We start from the raw sequence: 23,044 nt of genomic DNA, 5'->3' as shown, positions 1-23,044 counted from the left end.
CGACCGGGGCACGGATGCAGCGCCTGCGGCCGTGCCAGAGGCTGGCGTGGCCTCGGGCGCGGATGTGGCGCCCGTGCCAGAGGCTGGCGTGGCCTCGGGCGCGGATGTGGCGCCTGCGCCAGGAGCCGCTGTGGCCTCCGGCGGGGAGGTGGCAGAAGCTGTCGCGGCCCTCGGGGCGGATGTGGCGCCTGCGTCAGTAGCCCTCGCTGCCCCCTTCGCGGAGGGGGCGTCTGCGGCAGAAGTCCTCTCGGTCCCCGCCTCTGGCGTGGGTCCCGTGTCTGAGGCTGTCGCTGGTCCCTCCGCGGAGGGGGCGTCTGCGGCAGAAGTCCTCTCAGCTCCCGCCTCTGGCGTGGGTCCCGTGTCTGAGGCTGTCGCTGGCCCCTTCGCGGAGGGGGCGTCTGCGGCAGAAGTCCTCTCGGTCCCCGCCTCTGGCGTGGGCCCCGTGTCTGAGGCTGTCGCTGGCCCCTTCGCGGAGGGGGCGTCTGCGGCAGAAGTCCTCTCGGTCCCCGCCTCTGGCGTGGGCCCCGTGCCAGACGTCCTCGCTGGCCCCTCCGCGGACGCGGCGCCCGCGCCAGAAATCCTCGCCGCCCCCGCCGCAGACGCCGCCCCCACCCCACAAGCCCTCGCCGCCCAGCTGCTCCGCGAGGAGCGCGAGTGCGGGTTCGATCTGGCGCGGCCTCCCCTCCTCAGGTTCACACTCGTTCAACTCGCCGACGACGAGCACCTGTTCGCGCTCACCCACCACCACATCCTCCTCGACGGCTGGTCCGTCCCCGTCCTCGTACGCGAACTGCTCGCGCTCTACGCCCACCACGGCGACCCCGCCCCCCTGCCCCGCGTCCGCCCCTTCCGCGACTACCTCGCCTGGCTGGCCGGGCGGGACCGCGAGGCCGCGCTCGGCGCGTGGTCCGCGGCGCTCGCCGGGATCGAGGGGCCCACTCGGCTCGCCCCCGAGACGGTTCCCGACGCCGCCGCGCGGGCCCAGGCTTCCGCCCACCTCACCACCGACCTCGACGAACGTCTCACCGCGGACCTGCGCGCCCGCGCCGCCGCGGGCGGGCTGACCCTCAACACCCTGATCCAGGGCGCCTGGGGAGTGCTCCTGCACAAGCTGACGGGACGCGACGACGTGGTGTTCGGGAGCGTCGTGTCGGTGCGGCCGCCGGAGCTGCCCGGTGTGGCCGACATGGTGGGGCTGCTCATCAACACGCTGCCCGTGCGCGTGCGCGTCGCACCGGGCGACAGCCTCGGCGCCGTCTGCGCCCGCCTCCAGGACGAGCAGTCCCGGCTGATCGACCACCAGCACGTCGGGCTCGCCGAACTCCAACGCATCGCGGGGAGGGGGGAGTTGTTCGACACGGTCGTCGTTCACGAGAATTATCCCGTCGACGTCGACGTCGATAGCGGTGCCGCCAGCGGGGGTCCCGTCGCGCCGGGCCCGCGCATCACCGGCACCGAGGACCACGGCGGCACGCACTACCCGCTGGCCCTGATCACCCACCCCGGCGACCGGCTGCGGCTGCGCCTCGACCACAGGGCCGACCTCTTCGACGCGGCCACCGCGCGCGACATCCTGGACCGCCTCGTACGCATCCTGCGGGCGGCGGCGACGGACCCGGGGCGCCCGGTGGCCCGCACGGACGTGCTGTCCGCGACGGAGCGCGGGCGCGCCCTCACCGACTGGGGGCGCGGTGCCCCGCAGAGCGGCGGCCACGGCCCGCTCCCCGTCCCGGGTCGGCCGGACCTGTCGCAGCTCTTCGCGGCGCAGGCCGCGCGCACCCCCGACCGGATCGCGGTCGTGGACGGCGGCACCCGGCTGACCTACCGCGAACTGGACGTGCGTGCCGAGGCGTTGGCCCGCGAGCTCGTGCTGTGCGGGGCCGGTCCCGGGCGGCGCGTCGCCGTCGCGATGGACCGGTCGGCGGACCTCGTGGTGGCGCTGCTCGCCGTCGTGCGGTCGGGCGCCGCCTACGTGCCGATCGACACCCGCTGGCCCGCGGAGCGGCGCCGGTTCATCCTGCGCGACACCGGCGCGAACGTGCTGCTCCCCGACGCGTGGGCGCCGCGCACCCTCACCCAGGACGCGAGCGTCCTCGCCCCGCGCTCCGGCAGCGCCACGGCCCACCCGGACGCCCTCGCGTACGTGATGTACACCTCCGGCTCCACGGGCCTGCCCAAGGGCGTCGCCGTCACGCACCGCGACGTGATCGCCCTCGCGGCGGACGTGCGGTTCACCGGCGGCGCGCACGACCGGGTCCTGCTGCACTCGTCGCACGCCTTCGACGCCGCCACCTACGAGATCTGGGTGCCGCTCCTGAACGGCGGCCGGATCGTCGTGGCCCCGCCCGGCGAGCTGACCCCGCCCGCCGTCAAGGAACTCGTCGCCGAACACGGCCTGACCGCGATGTTCCTGACGATCGGTCTGTTCCGGGTGCTCGCCGAGGAGGCGGCGGACTGCTTCGGCGGGCTCCGTGAGGTGTGGACGGGTGGCGAACGCGTGCCGCCCGAGCCGCTGCGCGCCGTGCTCGGCGCCTGCCCCGGCACCACCGTCGTCGCCGTGTACGGGCCGACCGAGACGACGACGTTCGCCACCTGCCGGGCGTTCGCGCCGGGCGACCCGGTCCCGGACACCGTGCCGATCGGCGGCCCGATGGACGGCACCCGCACCTATGTGCTCGACCGTTCCCTCGGGCTCGTCCCGCCGGGCACCGTGGGGGAGTTGTACGTGGCGGGCGCGGGTCTGGCACGCGGCTACGCCAACCGGCCCGGCCTGACGGGGGAGCGCTTCGTCGCGGATCCGTACGCCGATTCGTACGGGGTGTCCGGCGAGCGCATGTACCGCACGGGCGATCTGGCGCGCTGGACGCCCGACGGGCAGCTGGAGTTCGCCGGGCGCGCCGACACGCAGGTGAAGGTGCGCGGATTCCGCGTCGAGCCCGGCGAGATCGAGACGGTGCTCCTGGCCCAGCCGGGCGTCGGGCACGCCGCGGTCGTCGTCCGCGAGGACAGGCCGGGCGACCGGCGGCTCGTCGCCTATGTGGTGCCGGGCAGCGGCCGCGCGACCGGCGACGTCGACACCGCGCGGCTCACCGACGCGCTGGCCGAACGGCTGCCCGGGCACCTGGTGCCCTCGGCCGTCGTCGTGCTCGGCGCGCTGCCGCTGACCGTCAACGGCAAGCTGGACCGCACCGCGCTCCCGGCCCCCGGGCGCGCCACCGCGGCGGGCGGCCGCGAGCCGCGCACGGAGCGGGAGCGCGCCCTGTGCGGGCTCTTCGCCGAGGTGCTCGGCGTGCCCGGGGTCACCGTCGACGACAGCTTCTTCGCGCTCGGCGGCGACAGCCTCCTGAGCATGCGGCTCGCGGGCCGGGTCCGCGCATCGCTCGGCGTGGAACTCCCCCTGCCGCTGCTGTTCGAGCACCCCACAGTGGCCTCCCTCGCACCGCAACTGCCGGGGTCCGACGCCACGCCGCAGCGTCCCAAGCTGAGACGCATGCGCTGACCGCCCCCGCTCCTGTCATCCCGGCCCCCCCCGCACCGCATCCTGCACCGAGGAGAACCCGAGTGATCCCCCTATCGTTCGCGCAGCGCAGGCTGTGGCTCACCGGGCAGCTGGAGGGCCGCTCGGCGACGTACAACATCCCGCTCGGCCTGCGCCTGTCAGGGGCCGTGGACCGCGCGGCCCTCGCGGCGGCGCTGCGGGACGTCGTGGGGCGGCACGAGAGCCTGCGCACGGTGATCGGGCGGACCGGCGGCGAGCCCTGCCAGGTGATCCTCGACGTCGAGGAGGCGCACGAACTCCTCACCGATCTGACCGGTGCAGGAACCCTCGACGCGGCCGAACTGACCACCTCACTCACCGAGTTCGTCAGGTACGAGTTCGACCTGGCGGCGGAGGTGCCGCTGCGTGCGTGGCTGTGTCGTACGGGTCCCGATGAGCATGTGCTGGCCCTGGTGGTGCATCACATCGCGGCGGACGGCTGGTCGATGGGTGTCCTGTTGCGGGATCTCGGTACGGCGTACGGGGCGCGGCTCGACGGACGCGCCCCGGAGTGGGAGCCGCTGCCGGTGCAGTACGCGGACTACACCCTGTGGCAGCGGGAGCTGCTCGGCGACGAGCACGACCCGGACAGTCTGGCCGCACGCCAACTCGCCTTCTGGCGCGAGCGCCTGGCCGGAGCGCCGGAGGAACTGGCCCTGCCCACGGACAGGCCCCGGCCGCCCGTGGCCAGCCGACGCGGCGCCACCGTGCCCCTCACGATCGACCCCGAGCTCCACGGCCGCGTCGCCGCGCTCGCCCAGGAGCTCGGCGCCAGCGTCTTCATGGTGCTGCGCGCCGGACTCGCGGCCCTCCTCTCCCGCCTCGGCGCGGGCGACGACATCCCGGTCGGCACCCCGGTCGCTGGCCGCATCGACGAGGCGCTGCACGACCTGGTGGGCTGCTTCGTCAACACCCTGGTGCTGCGCGCCGACACGAGCGGCGACCCCTCGTTCGCGGAGCTCGTGGGGCGCGTGCGGGACGCGGACCTGGCGGCGCTCGCGCACCAGGACGTGCCGTTCGAGCGGCTCGTGGAGACGCTGAACCCGACGCGGTCGCTCGCCCGCCATCCGCTCTTCCAAGTGATGTTCGCCTTCGAGAAGTTCACCGGGACGCTGCCGCCGCTGGGGGGCCTCACCGCCGAGCCCGTACCGCTCGACCTCCCCGCCGTCCACTTCGACCTCTCCTTCGACCTCACCGAACGCCACGACGGAACCGGCGCGGCGGCGGGGCTCACCGGCACCCTCGGCTACGCCACCGACCTGTTCACCGCCGACACCGCCCGGAGCATCGCCGAGCGCTTCGCGCGCCTGGTCGCGGCCGCCGTACGCACCCCGGAACGGCCGTTCTCCGCCCTCGACCTGCTCGGCCCGGCGGAGCGTGACAGGATCCTGACCGAGGCGCGCGGCGACCACGACCCCGCCGCACGGCCGACGACGGTGACGCGCCTGTTCGCCGAGCGCGCGGCCCGTCACCCCGAGGCGACCGCCGTCATCGGCGGCGACACCGAACTCACCTACCGCGACCTGGACACCCTCTCCGACCGGCTCGCGCACCTGCTGCGCGCCCGCGGCGCGGGACCCGAGCGTCTGGTCGCCGTCCGCATGGACCGCTCCGCCGACCTCGTCGTGACCCTCCTCGCGGTTCTCAAGACCGGCGCGGGCTACGTCCCCCTCGAACGCGCCACGCCCGACGCGCGCACCCGCTTCATCCTCACCGACACGCGTGCCGCGCTGCTGCTCACGGACGACATCGCCGGTCTCCCGCCCGACCTGGACGTCCCCGTGCTCGACGTGACCGCGCCACACGCCGAGCCTGCCGCGGGACAGGTGCCGCCGCCCGCCGACATCCACCCCGGCAACACCCTCTACGTGATGTATACGTCCGGCTCGACCGGCCGCCCCAAGGGCGTTCTCACCTCGCACGCGGCCGTGGCGGCGTTCGCCTCGCACCGGCGCTGGCTGGCGGAAGGCGGCCTGGACGGCGTCCTGTTCCACGCCAACCACGCCTTCGACGCCTCGACGTACGAGCTGTGGGTGACGCTCGCGCACGGCGGCCGCGTCGTCGTCGCGCCGCCGGGCCCGCTGGACGGCACCGCGGTCGCCGAGCACGCCGCCCGGCACGGCCTCACCCACGTCCATGTGACCGCGGGCCTCTTCCGCGTCTGGGCGGAGGACGACCCGGAGATCTTCCAGGGCCTGCGGGAGGTGACGACGGGCGGCGACGTCGTCTCCGCCGCCGGGGTCCGCGAGGTGCTGCGCGCCTGCCCCGGCACCGTGGTCACGGCCGCGTACGGCCCCACGGAGACCACCGCCTTCACGACCCTGAGCACCTTCGCCGCGGGCACGGACCCGGACCGCGTCCCGAACACGGTGCCGATCGGCCGCCCGATGGACGGCATGCGCGCCTACGTCCTGGACCACCGCCTGGCGCTCGTCCCGCCCGGCGTCGTCGGCGAACTCCACCTGGCGGGCCCCGGGCTCGCACGCGGCTACGCCAACCGGCCCGGCCTGACGGCGGAGCGCTTCGTCGCGGATCCGTACGCCGCCGCGTACGGAGTCTCCGGCGAGCGCATGTACGGCACGGGCGACCTGGCGCGCCAACTGCCGGACGGAGAGCTGGAGTTCGCCGGACGCGTCGACGACCAGGTGAAAGTGCGCGGTTTCCGCGTCGAACTGGGCGAGGTCGAGTCCGCACTGCTCGGCCACCCCGCCGTCGCCCGCGCGGTCGCCGCCACCAAGGCGGACGCCTCCGGGGACAAGCGCCTGATCGGGTACGTCGTTCCGGCGCGGGAGGGCGAGGGCGACGGCCCCGACGTATCGCCGCTCGACACCGACGCCGTCCATCGCTACGTCCGTGCCGTGCTGCCCGACCACGCGGTGCCGTCCGCCGTCGTACGGCTCGACGCACTGCCGCTCACCGCGAACGGCAAGCTCGACCGGGCCGCGCTGCCCGACCCCGACCCCGCGGCGGGCGGCCGCGGACGCGCCCCGAGCACCCCGCGCGAACACGCCCTGTGCGCCCTCTTCGCCGAGATCCTCGGCCTGCCCGAGGTGACGGTCGACGACAACTTCTTCGCGCTGGGCGGCCATTCGCTGCTCGCGACCCGTCTGGTCGGCCGGGTGCGGTCGGCGCTCGGCGTGGAGCTGGGCATCGCCCAGCTGTTCGCGGCGCAGACGGTGGCGGAGCTGGCCGCGGAGCTGGCCCGTGAACTCCCGGAAGGCGACGGCGGCGGCACGGCACGCCCGGCCGTTCGTGCGGCGCGCCCCCGGCCCGACCTGCTCCCGCTCTCCTCGGCCCAGCACCGCCTCTGGTTCATCGGCGAGCTGGCGGGCCGCTCCGCGACGTACAACATCCCGGTGACCGCCCGGCTCACGGGCCGGGTCGACAGGGACGCCGTCGCGGCGGCGCTGCGTGACGTCGTCGCCCGGCACGAGAGCCTGCGGACGGTGATCGGACGCGCCGGGGACGAGCCCTTCCAGCGGGTGCTGGACATGACCGAGGTGGGCGAACTGCTCGCGCCGGGAACGCCCGGCGACGACGGCCCCGACGCCTTGCGGGACCGGGCGGCCGGGTACGAGTTCGACCTGGCGGCGGAGGCGCCGCTGCGTGCGTGGCTGTGCCGTACGGGTCCCGATGAGCATGTCCTGTCCCTGGTGGTGCATCACATCGCCGCGGACGGCTGGTCGATGGGCGTTCTGTTACGCGATCTCGGCACGGCGTACGAGGCACGGCTCGACGGGCGCGCCCCGGAGTGGGAGTCGGTGCCCGTGCAGTACGCGGACTATGCGCTGTGGCAGCGCGAGCTGCTCGGCGACGAGCACGACCCGGACAGTCTGTCCGCAAGCCAACTCGCTTTTTGGCGGAGTGAGTTGGAAGGGCTTCCCGAAGAGGTGACGCTACCGGCCGACAGGCCGCGGCCCGCCGAGGCGAGCGGGCGGGGTGGTGCGGTCCCGCTGAGGCTGTCCGCCGCGACGCACGCCCGGCTCGCGGAGATCGCGCGGGACGCGGGCGCGAGCGTCTTCATGACCGTACAGGCGGCCGTCGCGGCGCTCCTCGCGCGGCTCGGCGCCGGGACCGACGTGCCGCTGGGCACGGCGGTGGCGGGCCGCACGGACGACGGCCTGGAGGGAATCGTCGGGCTCTTCGTGAACACGCTGGTACTGCGCACCGACGTGTCGGGTGAGCCGAGCTTCCGGGAGCTTGTGGGACGGGTGCGCGACGCCGATCTGGCCGCGTTCGCGCATCAGGACGTGCCCTTCGAGCAGTTGGTCGAGGCCCTCAACCCGGCGCGGACCGCCGCGCGCCACCCGCTCTTCCAGGTCATGCTCGGCTACCAGCACGGCGCGGGCCAGCCGGAGTTGAGCCTGCCGGGGGCGGCTGTGGAGCATCTCGCGCCCCGGCAGGACGCGGCCAAGTTCGACCTCTCCTTCGACCTCACCGAACAGTTCACCGCCGACGGCGCCCCCGCCGGGCTCGACGGCAGCCTCGGCTACGCCGCCGACCTCTTCGACCACGCCACCGCCGAACGCCTCGCCGACCGCCTGCACCGCCTCGTCGAAGCCGCCGCGCACGCTCCAGAGCTGCGGCTCGGCGCCCTCGACGTACTGGGTCCCGACGAGCGCGCCCGACTCCTCGCCGATGCCGAAGGTGCCGGTCAGGACCTCCCGGCCACCGACGTCGCCCACCTCTTCGGGCAGCGGGTCCGCAGCGCCCCCGACGCGACGGCGGTCGTCGACGCCGACGGAACCGAGCTGTCGTACGCCGAACTCGACGCCCGCGCCGACCGGTTCGCGCGGCGCCTGGCCGCCGCTGGCGTGGGCGCCGAGCGGCCGGTGGCCGTGCTGATGGAACGCTCGGCGGACCTGATCGTCGCGCTGCTCGGGGTCGTGAAGGCCGGTGGTGCCTATGTGCCGCTGGACGGCAGATGGCCGCGCTCACGGCTCGACTTCATCCTCCGCGACACGGGGGCGACGGTTCTCGTCACGGACGGAAGCGCTGGCGAACTGCAGCTGGGTGACGGTGAGTTGACGCACATCCGCATCGACGAGGAGGCGGGTCCCGGCGTCCTGTCGAGCGCGCCGCGCTGCGGTGACGGCGTCGGGCCCGACGGGCTGATGTACGTGATGTACACCTCCGGTTCGACCGGGCGGCCCAAGGGGGTCGCCGTCAGCCACCGGGGCGTCCTCGGCCTGGCCGCCGACCGGCGGTTCGCCTCGGCCGCGCACCGGCGTGTGCTGTTCCACTCGGCACACGTCTTCGACGCGTCGACGTACGAGATCTGGGCGCCGCTGCTCGCCGGCGGCACCGTCGTGGTGGCCCCGCCCGGCGAGCTGGACCCCGCAGGGCTCGAACGGGCCACCGGGGCGCGGGGCGTCACCGCGCTGTTCCTCACCATCGGGCTCTTCCGGGTCCTCGCCGAGGAGGCGCCGGGCTGCTTCGCCGGGCTGCGCGAGGTGTGGACGGGCGGCGAGCTGGTGCCCTCGGTGGTCGTCGAACGCGTCCTGCGGGCCTGCCGGGACACCCGCGTGATCGACGTCTACGGCCCTACGGAGACGACGACCTTCGCCACCTGTGACGCCGTCGCGGAGGCAGACCTCGCCGCCGTATCGCCGCCGATCGGGCGGCCGATGGACGGCACCCGCACCTATGTGCTCGATGCGGGCCTCGGCCTGGTCCCGCCGGGCACGGTGGGGGAGTTGTACATCGCGGGCGCGGGCCTGGCACGCGGCTACGCCAACCGGCCCGGCCTGACGGGGGAGCGCTTCGTCGCGGATCCGTACGCCGCCTCGTACGACGCCCCGGGTGAACGCATGTACCGCACGGGCGACTTGGCGCGCTGGACGGCCGACGGGCGCATCGACTTCGTCGGGCGCGTGGACACCCAGGTGAAGGTGCGCGGCTTCCGCATCGAGCTCGGCGAGGTCGAGACGGCGCTCCTCGCCCACCCCGGCATCGCGCAGGCGGCGGCCGTCGTCCGCGAGGACAGGCCCGGTGACCGGCGGCTCGTCGGCTACGCCGTGCCCGCCGCGGGCGTGCCCAAGGAGACCGTCGACGGCGCGGACCCCGCCGCCCTGACCGGCGGACGGCTGCCCGACTACATGCTGCCCTCGGCCGTCGTCGCCGTCGACGCCCTGCCGCTCACCGTCACCGGCAAGCTCGACAGAAATGCCCTGCCCGCACCGGAGTTGGCCCACGCGGCGACCGGCCGGGCGCCGCGCACGGACCGCGAGAAGGCGCTCTGCGCGATCTTCGCCGACGTCCTCGGCGTGCCCTCGGTCACCGTCGACGACGACTTCTTCCAGCTCGGCGGCCACTCGCTGCTCGCCACCCGCCTGGTCAGCCGGGTGCGCGCCGCGCTCGACGTCGAGCTGCGCGTCCACGCGCTCTTCGACCACCCCACCGTCGAGGCGCTGGCCCGCCAGCTCCAGGGCGGCGGCGCGGTGCGCCCGGCGCTCGGCACGCGGACCAGGCCGGACCGCCTTCCCCTGTCGTACGCACAGCAACGGCTCTGGTTCATCGGCGAGTTGGCAGGTCCTTCGGCGACGTACAACATCCCGATGGCCCTGCGGCTGACCGGCGAGGTGGACGCCCCGGCCCTCGCGGCGGCGCTGCGGGACGTGGTCGCCCGGCACGAGAGCCTGCGGACGGTCTTCCCCGCGTCGGCCGACGGCGTGCCCCACCAGCGGGTGCGCGCGGCCGACGAGGTGGGCGACCTGCTCACGGTGGTACCGGTGGCCCCCGGCGACCTGCGCCGCGAACTGTCCGCCCGCGCCGACCTCCCCTTCGATCTGAGCAGCCAACTGCCTCTGCGTGCGTGGCTGTTCCAGGTCGCGCCGCGAGAGAGTGTGCTGCTGCTCGTGGTGCACCACATCGCCGGGGACGGCTGGTCGGTGGGGCCCCTGGCCCGCGACCTCGGTACGGCGTACGCGGCACGGCACGAGGGGCGCGCCCCGGCGTGGGAGCCGCTGCCGGTGCAGTACGCGGACTACGCGCTGTGGCAGCGGGAACTGCTCGGCGACGAGAGCGACCCGGCGAGCCTTCTCTCTCAACAACTCGCCTTCTGGAAGAAGGAGCTGCGGGACCTCCCCGAGGAGCTGGCGCTGCCGCTCGACCGGGCGCGGCCCGCCGAGGCCAGCGGCCGCGGCGGCACGGTCCCGCTGCGCCTCACCGCCGCCACGCACACCAGGATCGCGCAGCTCGCGCGGGACACGGGCGCGAGCGTGTTCATGGTGGTGCGCGCCGGTCTCGCGGCGCTGCTCGCACGGCTCGGCGCCGGTGACGACGTGCCCATCGGCACGGCGGTGGCGGGGCGCGTGGACGACGGCATGGACGAGCTGGTCGGGTTCTTCGTGAACACGCTGGTGCTGCGCGCGGACGTGTCGGGGGATCCGGACTTCCGGGACCTGGTGGGACGGGTGCGGGCGACCGATCTGGCCGCGTTCGCGCACCAGGACGTGCCCTTCGAGCAGCTGGTGGAGGCGCTCAACCCCGCGCGGACGCTCGCCAGGCACCCGCTGTTCCAGGTCATGCTCACCCTGCAGAACACCGCCCGCGAACCGTTGGAGCTGCCGGGCCTGCGGGTCGACCCGGTCGAGCCGGGGGCGAGTGCGGCCAAGTTCGACCTGTCCTTCGACCTCACCGAGCGGTTCGGCGAAGACGGCACCCCGGCGGGCGTCGAGGGCGGCCTCACCTACGCCACCGACCTGTTCGACCGGGCCACGGCGCAGGCGACGGCGGACCGGTTCGCCCTGCTGCTCGACGCGGTCACCCGCGACCCCGCACTGCGCGTGGCGGACGTGGACCTGCTCACGGCGGACGAACGCGCCCGCCTCACGGCCCAGGGCGACGGCGGGTCCGTACGGGACCACCGGGACGTCGCGGCACTCTTCGAGGAGCAGGCCGCGCGCACTCCGGGCGCGACCGCCGTCATCGGGGAGGACACAAGCCTGACGTACGCGCGGCTCAACGCCGACGCCAACCGGATCGCGCACCGCCTCATCGCCCGCGGTGTCGGGCCCGAGGACGTCGTCGCCGTCGCCATGGAGCGTTCGGCGGGGCTCGTCGCGGCCGTGCTCGGCGTGCTGAAGTCGGGCGCCGCGTTCCTGGCCGTGGAGCCCCAGCTGCCCGCCGACCGCGTGCGGTTCATGTTCGACGACGCCCGGCCGTCCTGTGTGCTGACCCGGTCGTCGGTGGCGGATCCGGTGCCGGACGCCGGGTTGCCGCGCGTCGACGTGGACCTGTGGCGGCAGGACGCGCCGAGGGGCGTGGGAGGAGATCCCGGCGAAGGCCCCGGCGATCCCACCGACGCGCACCGCGTCCGCCCGCTGCGGCAGGACCACCCGGCGTACGTCGTCTTCACCTCAGGTTCCACCGGCCGCCCCAAGGGCGTCGTGGTCCCGAGGCGCGGCATCGCCAACCGGCTGCGCTGGATGCGCGAACGCTCCCCGCTGACCGGCGAGGACCGCGCCCTCCTGAAGACACCGGCGAGCTTCGACGCCTTCGTGCCCGAGCTCCTCGGGCCGCTGACCGAAGGCGCCGCGCTGGTGGTGGCGCGGCCGGAGGGGCACCGCGACCCGGCGTACCTGGCACGCCTCGTCCGCGACCGGCGGGTGACCACGGCGACCTTCGTGCCGTCGATGCTCCAGGCGTTCCTCGACACCCCCGAGGCCGCCGAGTGCGACGCGCTGCGCCGCGTCCTGAGCGGCGGCGAGGCCCTCCGGCCCCGGACGGTCACCGCGTTCGCCGCCACGCTCGACGCGTCCCTGGCCAACTGCTACGGGCCCGCCGAGGCGTCGGTGGACGTGGCGATGGACGTGGTGAGGGACGACCGCCGCGCCGACGGGCGGGTGGTGGACGGCGGCCCCGTGCCGATCGGGGCCCCGGCGGCGGGCACGCGCGCGTACGTCCTCGACCGGCGGCTCGGCCTCGTACCGCCCGGTGTGGTGGGAGAGCTGTACGTGGCGGGCGTGCAGTTGGCGCGCGGCTATGCGCGCCGCCCCGGCCTCACGGCCGAGCGGTTCGTGCCGGATCCGTACGCCGGTTCGTACGGCGCGCCGGGGGAGCGCATGTACCGCACGGGGGATCTGGCGCGGCGGCTCCCTGACGGGCGCCTCGCGTTCGTGGGGCGCGTGGACGACCAGGTCAAGGTGCGCGGCTTCCGGATCGAGCCCGGCGAGGTCGAGGCGGCGCTGCTCGGGCATCCCGACGTGGCGCAGGCCAGTGTGATCGTGCGCGCGGCAGGACCGGAGGGCGACGCCCTGCTCGTCGGGTACGTCGTGCCCGTGCCCGGCGGGGCGTGCGAGCCCGCCGCGCTCAGGGACCACGCACGGGCCGCGCTGCCCGAGCACATGGTGCCGGGCGCGGTCGTCGTCCTCGCCGAACTGCCCCGCACGGACGGGGGAAAGATCGACCGGCGGAGGCTGCCCGCGCCCGACCTCACCGCGTCCCCGCGGGGCCGCGAGCCGCGCACCGCGCGCGAACAAGCCCTGTGCGGACTCTTCGCCGAGACCCTCGGCCTGCCCGCCGTCACGATCGACGACAGCTTCTTCGACCTCGGCGGGCACTCCCTGCTCGCGGCGCGCCTGGTCAGCAGGGTCCGGGCCGTGCTGGGCGCCGAAGCGGGCGTACGGACGCTGTTCGAGGCACCCACGGTCGAGGCGCTCGCCCGGCGGCTCGCGGGCACGCCGCCCTCGCGCGACGCGCTCGACGTGCTGCTGCCGCTGCGGGTGGTGGACCCGGAGCCGGGGCAGGAGGGCGAGGCACCGCTGTTCTGCGTGCACCCGGGCGCCGGGCTCAGCTGGTGCTACGCGGGCCTGCTGCGGCACATCGCGCCCGACGTGCCCGTCTACGGACTGCAGGCGCGCCTCCTGTCCGAGGGCGGCGAGGCACCCGCCTCGCTCGCGGACATGGCGCGCGACTACGCCGAACGCATCCGCGAGGTGCAGAAGACCGGGCCGTACCGGCTGCTCGGCTGGTCCATGGGCGGCACGCTCGCCCACGCGGTCGCGACCCTGCTCCAGGCGGCGGGCGAAGAGGTAGAACTGCTCGCCCTCCTGGACGCCAGGCTCGCCTCCGGGGGCAGGATCTCCGGGACCGACCGGGCAGTCGGGCCCGACAGCTCGGGCAGAGTTCAGGAGGGGACGGAGGGCACCGTCCATGCCCTCCGCGAAGGTTTGCGCGAGCTCGGCCACGACGTCGACACCGGCGAGGGCGCGGCAGCCGCCCGCAGTGTCGCCGAAGCGGCCCGTTTCCTGCTCCGCAACGATCCCGAGTTCGCCGGGATGGAGGAGAGCACCGCGCGGGCGATGGTCGAACTGACGCTGGCGGGCGAGCGGCTCGCGCGAAGTCACCGCCCGAACGTCTTCCACGGAGACGTACTGTTCTTCGAACCCCGTGACGACCGTGCCGAGGGTGTCACACCTTCACCGGCGCGGGCCTTCGCCCCCCATGTGGACGGGCGGACGGTCACGTATCGAATCGACTGTACGCACAAGGAGATGATGCGGCCCGAGCCGTTGCGCGACATCGCGGCGAGGGTCTCGCACCACCTCCGGACGAAGGGACGGAACAACAAGGTGCTGCCCGACGCGGTGGGTGCGCGATGAACGCCACGACCCTCACAGGCCCGAACTCGACGGCTGCCACGGCGCCGAGCGCCCCGAACGCCATGGCGCCCACGGGCCTGCTGGCCGGAGCGAAGGCCCGCATCCTCGACGTGGCGACCGCCACGCCACCCCACTCCTACTCCCAGACCGACGTCCTCGACCTCTACGGCATCACGGACCCCCGCATCCGGTCGCTCTTCACCAACAGCGCGATAGAACGCCGCAACCTGACGATTCCGCCGGCCGATCCCGCGACCGGCGGCCCGCGCACGGAGACGCAGGGCGAACTCCTCGCCAAGCACCGCGAATCCGGCATCTCCATGGGCGTCGAGGCACTGGAGGCCTGCCTGAAGCGGCTCGGCGCCTCCGTCGACGACGTCGGCTATCTGATGTGCGTGACCAGCACCGGATTCCTCACCCCCGGCTTCTCGGCGCGGATCATCCGAGAGATGGGCCTGCCGCGCACCTGCTCCCGCGCCGACATCGTCGGCATGGGCTGCAACGCGGGCCTCAACGCCCTGACCGGCGTGACGGGATGGGCCAGCGCGCACCCGGGCCGGCTCGCCATCATGCTGTGCGTCGAGGCGTGCTCGGCCGCGTACGTCTTCGACGACACGATGCGCAGCGCCGTCGTCAACAGCCTGTTCGGCGACGGCGCGGCGGCGGTGGCGGTGCGCGCGGACGAACAGGGCGGCGGCGCGGAAGGCGCGGTCGGCAGCGCGGGCGGCGAGGGGCCGCAGATCCTGAAGTTCAGCTCGCTGCTGATCCCCGAGGCCCTCGACGCGATGCGGTACGACTGGGACGACGCGCAGGGCAAGTTCAGCTTCTTCCTCGACCGCGACGTCCCCTACGTCGTCGGAGCCAACGCGGAGCAGGTGGTGGACACCCTGCTCGCCGGTACCGGAGTCCGCCGCACCGACGTCGCGCAGTGGATCGTGCACTCCGGCGGGAAGAAGGTCATCGACTCCGTCATGGTCAACCTCGGCCTGACGCGGCACGACCTGCGGCACACCGTGAGCGTGCTCCGCGATCACGGCAACCTCTCCAGCGGTTCCTTCCTCTTCTCCTATCGACGGCTCCTGGACGAAGGCGTGGTGCGCCCCGGCGACTACTGCGTCCTGATGACCATGGGCCCGGGTTCGACCATCGAGACCGCGCTCGTGCGGTGGGACATGGATGGATGTGAAAGGCAGTGACGATGTTGCGCATGCGGCTCGACGCCTCCCAGGGGATGGCACAGCTGACCAAGACGCTCACCGCGTTCCGTGAGCAGGCCGAGGACGAGCGGGCCACGGCGGCGGTGATCGAACTCGACGCGGGAGACGCGGCAGACGCGGGAGGCATCTCCGACGCGGTCCTGCCGGACTGGCCGGGCTCCGTCGACGTGCACACGGTCAACAAGTGGGAGCGTGCCCTGCGCCAGTGGGAGCGCCTGGACGCCGTCACGCTGGTCGCCGCGTCCGGCACCTGCGGCGGCCCCGCGTTCGACCTGCTGCTCGCCGCGGACGTGCGGATCGCCGCGCCCGGCCTGCGCGTCGCCCTGCCCACCGCGTCCGGCGGCTTCTGGCCCGGCATGGCCCTGCACCGGCTCGCGCACCGCGTCGGCGTTTCGGGGGCCCGCAGGCTGGCGCTGTGCATGGCGGGGTCCGGGACCCTCGACGCGGACCAGGCGCGGGAGCTGGGTGTCGTCGACGAGATGACGGAGGCGCTCGACGACCGGATATCCGAGATCCTCGCGGGCAGTCCCGCGCGCGGTGACGTCCGGCTGCTTCGCGGCCTGATCATGGACGCGCCCGGCACCTCCTTCGAGGAGGCGCTCGGCACGCATCTCGCGGCGTGCGACAGGGCGTTGCGCGCCGCTACGACCGCGGGGTCCACGGACACCGACACCGGGCGGGGCGAGCGATGACCTCCGAACTGACCGCGGCCTGGCAGGGCCCCCGCGCCGTCGCCGTGCGCGCCGAGGAGGTCCTGGCGCAGCTGCCCGCCAAGGCCGACCGCACGGACGCGCAGCAGGCGCGGGCCGACGCTGCCGTGGCCGATGCACGGCGGGCGCGGGTCGCGTTCATGGCCGAGCACGGCCAGGCCGTGTACGACGCGCTGACCGGCGACCGCACCCGCTACCGCTGGCTCGACGAACTCGTCTTCGCCGCCGCGGAGCTCCTCGACGGGCTCGTACCGACCCGCGAACAGATGGCGGCCGAGTCCGCCCTCGCGCAGGCCGACAAAGAGGGCCGGGAGATCGACCAGGCCGTCTTCTTCGCCGGGGTGCTGCGCCAGGAGCAGGCCGGTACCCATCTCATGGAATCGCTGCTGCGGCCCACGGACCGGGCGCTGGCCCTGCTCCCCGAGTACACCGCGCGGGGCAGCGTCGACCTCGGACCGCTGCGCGTCGACCGCGTCGGGCGCGCCACCCATCTCACGGTGACGAGCCCGGGCGCGCTCAACGCCGAGGACAACGAACTGATCGCCGCCATGGACGTGGGCGTCGATCTGGCGCTCCTCGACGACCTCAGCACCGTCGGGGTGCTGCGCGGCGGTGAGATGACGCATCCGCGCTACCGGGGCCGCCGCGTCTTCAGCGCGGGCATCAACCTCCGCCACCTCGACGCGGGCAGGATCTCCTACACGGACTTCCTGCTGCGCCGCGAACTCGGCTACATCAGCAAGCTGCAGCGCGGCCTGCTCCTGACGGACGGGAGCGGGCAGCCGGTCACCGACGGGTACGGCGCCCCGGTGCCCGTACCCCGGCCGCACTGGTCGACGCGCACCGTGCAGAAACCGTGGATCGCGGCCGTCGACACCTTCGCCATCGGCGGCGGCATGCAGCTCCTCTTCGCCTTCGACCGCGTGATCGCCGCGGACGACGCCTACCTCAGCCTGCCCGCCGCGCAGGAGGGCATCATCCCCGGCGTGGCCAACCTGCGGCTGCCGCGCATCGCGGGCAACCGCCTCGCGCGCCAGGTCGTCCTCTCCGGGCGGCGCATCCGCACCACCGAGCCGGAGGCCCGGCTGATCTGCGACGACGTCGTCGCGCCCGAGGACATCGACGCGGCGGTCGAGGCCGCCGTCGAGGAGCTGTCGGCGCCCGCGGTCGTCGCCAACCGCATGATGCTCAACCTCGCGGAGGAGCCACCGGCCGTACTGCGCGCGTACATGGCGGAGTTCGCCCTCCACCAGGGGCTGCGGCTCTACGCCCCGGACGTCCTGGAGAAGACGACGAAGTTCAGCGCCAAGACGGCGCCGAAGAGCGGCAGCGCGGCGCCACCGGGCGGGGCGCCCTGATGCCGCCGTGCCACAGACCGGGGCCGGGCTCGGGGCAGGGCCCCGGGCCCGGCGTGACGACCGTGACCACACGGACCACACAGGCCGCACCGACCCCGGCCGCCCCGGCCCGCCGCCGCGTCCTCTTCGCCCCCGTCCCCATCGCCCCGACCAAGCCGCTCACCCTCAGCCACGTCAAAGGGCTGCTGTGGAGCGACGTGCTGCACCGCGCCACCGGTCTGCTGCACGACGCGGACCAGTTGCACAGCTGGACGGTGGCCGTCGCCAACGCCCAGACGCTCGGCTTCTGGGCACACCTCGACCGCACCCGTCCCGGCGCGGACTACACCGCGCTCGACGAGGAGGCGATCGGCCACCTCTACGTCGCCTACCAGCGCGGCGCGGCATCGGGCCACGTCGACGCGGCCCCCGACGACCTCACCGCCACCGCCCGGCGGTACGCCGCGGGCGGCCTCCATCCGGCGAGCGCCCGCGTCTACGACCTGTGGGCGCTGCGCCACGCGGAGCTGGGCATCCCCGACCCGGGCCTGCGCACCCACCGGCGCCCGCCGCTCGCCCTCGACCCGCTGATCGAGACCCTCGAACGGCACGGCCTGTGCGTCGACCACCGCCCCCTGCGCGGCCCGGCGTACCTGGACGGCACGGCGGGCGGCGTGCCGCTGCGCCAGCTGGTCTCGGCCGAGGGGCACCCGAACTACCTCGCGGGCCTGCTGCGCGAACTCGTCCCGCTGATCGGCGCGTACGACTCCTTCGTCCTCGTCTGCGACGAGGACTCGGCCCCCGACTACCGCCTGGTGCGGTACGTCCTGCGGCGCCTCGGCATGGCGGACGTCGCGCTCGTCTCGGTGGGCCGGGTGCGCACGGACCCGACGGCGGCGCGGGCGCTGTCCAGCAGACACGGCGGCTGGGAGGGCCACACCGCGGCCGCGCTCGCCGAGCGGTTCCTCGACCGGGTGGGCGAGCGCGTGTACCGGCTCGGCCTGCGCCTGTACTTCCTCGCGCTGCTCGGCAAGGGCGACCGAGTGCCGCACCGCTACGACCTGGTGTGGCGCTGCATGGCCCGCGCCGCGCGGCTCCTGGACACGGCGGACGCGGGCATCCAGGCCCCGTGCGGGACGGGGCCGCCGCCGTACGACGAGCTGCTGCGGCGCACCGCGCGCCCGCACCCCTACGTCGATCCCTACCGGCTCACCACCGCACTGCTCGGGCGCGACGGCACCGCCGTGGACCCGGGCCTGCTCAAGGAGGTGTATCTCTGAATGGCCACGCGGACCACGCGGACCACGCGGACAGAGGGCGGGCAGCGGGTGGGGCAGGCGGAACTCCGCGCGGTCCTGGAGGCCAGGGTGCGCGCGGCGGGTGCGCCGCGGGCGCCGATGCCTGCCGTGGCGGTCCTCATGGGCTTCGACCCGGCGACGTTCGCGCGCTCGGTCCTGGACTTCGCCGCGGGGCTCGCGGCGGACGCGCGCCGTGACTGGCAGGCCGACTTCACCCGGACCGTCTATCTCGTCGGGAACCCGGCCAACCTCGCGCACCGGCTGCCGCCCGCGACCGTCTCGCCGGACGGCCAGGTGGCCTGGTACACCTGCGCGCCGTGGGCCCGCCAGCGCGATCTGCGGCTGCTGCTCAGAAAGGTCCAGGGGGAGCTGCCCGCCGACCTGGCGGAGCGCTGCGCCGTGGACGTACCGGAGTCGGCCGCGGCCCCGGCGCCGCGTGAACGGCCGCCCAGGCACTGGCACTTGACCGTCGCCACGGCGGGCCTGAGCCTGCCGCGCTATCTGGTGCACGTCGGCCACACGCTCGCCGAGGCCACCATCACCGGATTGCTCGCGGGCGGCGACCGGATCGCGGTGCGCCACACCACGGACATCGACGAACTGCCCGTACAGCACGGCTATGTGAGGGTTCATCAGGACATCGCGAACGCGGACCGGCTGCGTGCCTACGCCGTACTCGCCGAACAGGGGGATGTTCCACATGGGTGACTTCTGGGTGCTGCTCGGCGCCGACTACTGCGGCAAGTCCGCCGTCCTCGAAGAGCTCGCCGCCCGTGAAGGGCGTGTGCTGCCGGTGTCGGTCGACCCGGCCGCGCTTGACGAGGAGTACCAGGTCCTGACCGAACTGCGCCGCACGCTGGGGCGGATGGCGCCCGGACGGCACTCGCCCGACTACACCATGGCGATCCTCAACGTAGCCGTCGCCTACCACCTGGACCGGCTGCACCGGGCGCCCGACGGGCGCACGCCGCTGCTCGACTCCTACTACTACAAGATCCTGGCCAAATGCCGCCTCTTCGGCCTGGACGAGGAGCCCTGGCGCTCCTACTGGTCGTCGCTGCCGCAGCCCGCCGGGGTGGTCTTCCTGGACACCGATCCCGAGGTCGCGTGGCGGCGCAGCGGGTCGGGTGCGCGGCTCAACCGGCTCGAATACCACGGGAGTTCGCCCACCCGCGAAGGCTTCGTGCGTTTCCAGCGGGAGCTGCGCGGCGCGCTCGTCGACGGGGCCGGGCACCTGTTCGTCGAGCACGTGCCGGGCGACGAGGCGGGCGTCGCCGCCACCGCCGACCTCGTCCTGCGCGCCATGAAGGAGTGACCGATGGGACTGCCGCCCAGCACGCCGGACCCGCACCCCGAAGACGCCGCCTACCACCGCGAAGTCACCGCCGCGTCGCGGCAGTTCACCGACGCCCTCGGCGCCGCCGCCGCATGGCAGCGGCGGCTCCTGTCCGAAGTCGTCGCCCACGCCGAAGGCACCGCGTTCGGCACGGAGCACGGCCTGCGCGCCGTCCGCACCGTCGACGACTACCGGGCCGCCGTGCCCCTGCGCGACCACGACGCCTACGAGCCGTGGCTCACCCGCGCCGCCGACGGCGAGCCGCGGGTGCTCACCCACGACGAGCCGAAGCTGTTCTTCACCACCAGCGGAAGCACCGGTGCGCGCAAGCGCATCCCCGTCACCCGGACCTTCCTCGACCGGGTCTACGTCCCCTTCTTCCAAGCCGCGATGGGCGTGCCCGCCGCGCGCTTCCCGGCCGCGCTCTCCCTCGGCACCGGCACGCTCAACCTGCGCCACGACCGGCTCGCCCGGCCCGCCACCACCGCGTCGGGGCGGCCGAGCCTCGGCCCGAGCCAGGCGGACCTGCGCGGCGGCTTCGGCGTCGAGCTGCGCGAGCCCGGCAGCCTCACCCCGTGGGCCGAACTGCCCCCGACGGTCGACGAGAAGGACTACGAGGCGAAGCTCTACCTGCGCGTCCGCATCGCCGCCGAACACGACGTGCGCTGCGTGATGGGGCACAACCCGGCGCTGCTCGCCATCCTGCCGAGGCTGCTCCCCGAGTGGTGGCCCGAGCTCCTTCGCGACGTGCGCGACGGCACCCTTCGAGGTCACCCGGGCGGCGTGCCGAACCCGGCCCGCGCCGCCGAACTGGCCCGCCGGGCCCGGACGCACGGCCCGACGCCGGCCGCGCTCTGGCCGAACCTCCGGCTCCTGTACTGCTGGACCAGCGGCGTGGCCTCCCTCTACCTGCCGCGCCTGCGTGCCGCCTACGGCGACGACGTCACCGTGCTGCCCACCCCGGCCGCCGCGTCGGAGGGCCCGGTCGGCGTCCCGGTCGACGCGCACCCCACGGCGGGCCCGCTCGCGGTCTCCTGCGCCCTGTACGAGTTCGTCGACGCGGCCGACGACGTACGCCCCGACAGCCCCACCCTGCTCTACGACGAGCTGGAGACGGGCCGCGACTACCACGTGGTCTTCTCGCACCTCGGCGGCCTGCACCGCTACGTACTCGGTGACATCGTGCGCGTCGTGGACCGGGTCCTCGGCGTGCCGCGTGTCGAGTACGCGGGCCGGGCCGCACTCTCCGACCTGGTGGGCGAACGGCTGCGCGAGTTCCATGTCGTACGCGCCCTGGGAACAGCCGTTGAGCGTATGGGAGTCGGTGTCGTCAACATGACGTGCCGCCCGCAGCGGGACCGGGACGGTGTGCCGTACTACGCCGTGGCGGTCGCTCTGGACGGGACGCCGAGCGGGGCGGCGACGGCGGCCGCGCTCGGCGGACACTTCGACGGCGCGCTGCGTGCCACGAGCGAGGGCTACCGTGCCGCCCGCGCCCGTGGCGCGCTCGGCGCCGCCCGGATCCTGCCGGTGCCCGTGTCGGCGTTCACCGACCACTGGCACCGGCGGGTCGCGGGCGGCATGCGTCCGCCGGAGGTCAAGGACCAGGTGTTCCAGCCGGATCAGGACGCCTGGCGACGCCTCGCCGGGAGCGCTAGAAGGTGAGCTTCCAGCTGTTGATGTAGCCGGTGTCCTGCGCCGCCACGTCCTGGACGCGCAGCTTCCACGCGCCGTTCGCGGGCTTGCTGGAGGCGTCGACCGTGTACGTCGCGATGACGTTGTCCGCCGAGTCGTTGCCGCTGGAGTTCTTCAGGCGGTAGGCCGTGCCGTCGGGCGCGAGCAGGTCGACGACCACGTCGCCGCGCCAGGTGTGCCGGATGTCGACGTCGACCTTGAGGGTGGCGGGGGCGTTGCCGGTGCGGCCCGTCACGTTCACCGTCGAGGTCACCGCGGCGCCGTTGTCCGGGATGGCGACGTCGTCGGTGTTCTCGTAGGTGTCGCCGCCCGGCGGCACGGAGGTGTCCGTGCCGAGGGCCCAGACGGCGTGGGCGATGGCGTCGCTGTTGCGGTCCAGGGCCGTGTCGTTGATGTTCGACGAGCTGTCGCAGGACGAGTGGTAGCAGCGGTCGAACGCCTGGCCCGCCGAGCCGCCCCACTTCTGGGCCTGGGCGCTGGACTTGGCGCGCTCGGCGCCGCTGAACAGACCGCCGACCGGGATGCCGACGTTCTTGAACGGGGCGTGGTCGGAGCGGCCGTCGCCCTCGGTCTCGATCTCGGTGGGCACGTTCAGGCCCGCGTAGTAGTCCTTGAACGTCTTCTCGATGGTGGGATCGTCGTCGTAGACGAAGTAGCCGGGGTTGGGCGAGGCGATCATGTCGAAGTTCAGATAGCCGCTGACCTTCGAACGCTCCGTGCTGGGCAGGCTGTTGACGTAGTAGCGCGAGCCGACCATGCCCAGCTCCTCGGCGCCCCACCAGGCGAACCGCAGGTGCTTCGTCGGCTTGAGCTGCGCGCGCGAGACGGCGAGCGCGGTCTCCAGGACACCGGCCGAGCCCGAGCCGTTGTCGTTGACACCGGCACCCGCCGAGACGCTGTCGAGGTGCGCGCCGGACATCAGGACCTTGTTCGGGTCCCCGCCGGGCCAGTCGGCGACGAGGTTGTAGCCGGTGGCGCCGCTGGAGGTGAACTGCTGGACGCTGGTGGTGAATCCGGCCGCGTCCAGCTTGCCCTTCACGTAGTCGATGGACGCCTTGTAGCCGGGCCTGCCGTGCGCGCGGTTGCCGCCGTTGGCCTGGGCTATGGACTGGAACTGCGACAGGTGCGCCTTGACGTTGGCGAGCGGGATGTCCGGGGCCGCGAGCGTCGGCGACGGCGCGGCGACGGCACCGGGCGCGGCGGTGGCGAGCAGCCCGGCCGCGGCGAGCGTGGCGACGCCCGCGCCGGTGCGTCTGAGGAGGCGGGGAAGGGAGGGTCTGGAGAGTCTCATGTGGGGCTCCGTATTCCG

Annotated in this window: 10 protein-coding genes; 9 read left to right on the top strand and 1 reads right to left on the bottom strand. The window is 74.2% G+C overall.

Going from position 1 to position 23,044, the window contains the following annotated elements; all coding sequences use genetic code 11:
- Positions 1–526: 526 nt before the first annotated feature.
- The 9 genes from CP970_RS09570 to CP970_RS09530 all read left to right on the top strand — a co-directional run bounded on the left by CP970_RS09570 (position 527) and on the right by CP970_RS09530 (position 21,705).
- Positions 527–3,499, top strand: coding sequence for a non-ribosomal peptide synthetase (locus tag CP970_RS09570; RefSeq protein ID WP_224059189.1), 2,973 nt, complete (start codon positions 527–529; stop codon positions 3,497–3,499).
- Positions 3,500–3,561: 62 nt separating this feature from the next.
- Complete coding sequence (locus CP970_RS09565) at positions 3,562–14,142, top strand: non-ribosomal peptide synthetase (protein ID WP_055543459.1); 10,581 nt, start codon at positions 3,562–3,564, stop codon at positions 14,140–14,142.
- A gap of 62 nt (positions 14,143–14,204) precedes the next feature.
- A complete protein-coding gene (gene dpgA / locus CP970_RS09560; protein WP_055543468.1) occupies positions 14,205–15,338 on the top strand; it encodes a 3,5-dihydroxyphenylacetyl-CoA synthase DpgA in 1,134 nt (377 codons plus the stop codon).
- A gap of 11 nt (positions 15,339–15,349) precedes the next feature.
- Positions 15,350–16,051 carry an enoyl-CoA-hydratase DpgB gene (dpgB, locus tag CP970_RS09555; protein ID WP_157877630.1) on the top strand — a complete coding sequence of 234 codons (702 nt, stop codon included), beginning with the start codon at positions 15,350–15,352 and terminating at the stop codon, positions 16,049–16,051.
- On the top strand, positions 16,048–17,427 hold the full coding sequence (gene dpgC / locus CP970_RS09550; protein WP_055543461.1) for a (3,5-dihydroxyphenyl)acetyl-CoA 1,2-dioxygenase DpgC: 1,380 nt from the start codon (positions 16,048–16,050) through the stop codon (positions 17,425–17,427). The genes dpgB and dpgC overlap by 4 nt, the downstream gene beginning before the upstream one ends.
- A gap of 62 nt (positions 17,428–17,489) precedes the next feature.
- Positions 17,490–18,686 (top strand): hypothetical protein, encoded by a 1,197-nt coding sequence (locus CP970_RS09545; RefSeq protein ID WP_063805976.1) that lies wholly within the window; start codon positions 17,490–17,492, stop codon positions 18,684–18,686.
- Complete coding sequence (locus CP970_RS09540) at positions 18,687–19,412, top strand: DUF6182 family protein (protein ID WP_055543463.1); 726 nt, start codon at positions 18,687–18,689, stop codon at positions 19,410–19,412. It abuts the gene before it with no gap.
- On the top strand, positions 19,405–20,019 hold the full coding sequence (locus CP970_RS09535) for a hypothetical protein (RefSeq protein ID WP_055543464.1): 615 nt from the start codon (positions 19,405–19,407) through the stop codon (positions 20,017–20,019). The genes CP970_RS09540 and CP970_RS09535 overlap by 8 nt, the downstream gene beginning before the upstream one ends.
- Before the next feature lie 3 nt (positions 20,020–20,022).
- Entirely contained in the window at positions 20,023–21,705 is a 1,683-nt protein-coding gene (locus CP970_RS09530) for a GH3 family domain-containing protein (RefSeq protein WP_055543465.1), read from the top strand.
- Here the strand turns inward: CP970_RS09530 and CP970_RS09525 are convergent.
- Positions 21,695–23,026 (bottom strand): M28 family metallopeptidase, encoded by a 1,332-nt coding sequence (locus CP970_RS09525; protein WP_055543466.1) that lies wholly within the window; start codon positions 23,024–23,026, stop codon positions 21,695–21,697. The two genes, CP970_RS09530 and CP970_RS09525, sit on opposite strands and share 11 nt — an antisense overlap.
- Positions 23,027–23,044: the final 18 nt, after the last annotated feature.

The organism is Streptomyces kanamyceticus (assembly GCF_008704495.1).
Taxonomy (GTDB): domain Bacteria; phylum Actinomycetota; class Actinomycetes; order Streptomycetales; family Streptomycetaceae; genus Streptomyces; species Streptomyces kanamyceticus.
This window is presented reverse-complemented; position numbering and strand designations above follow the sequence as displayed.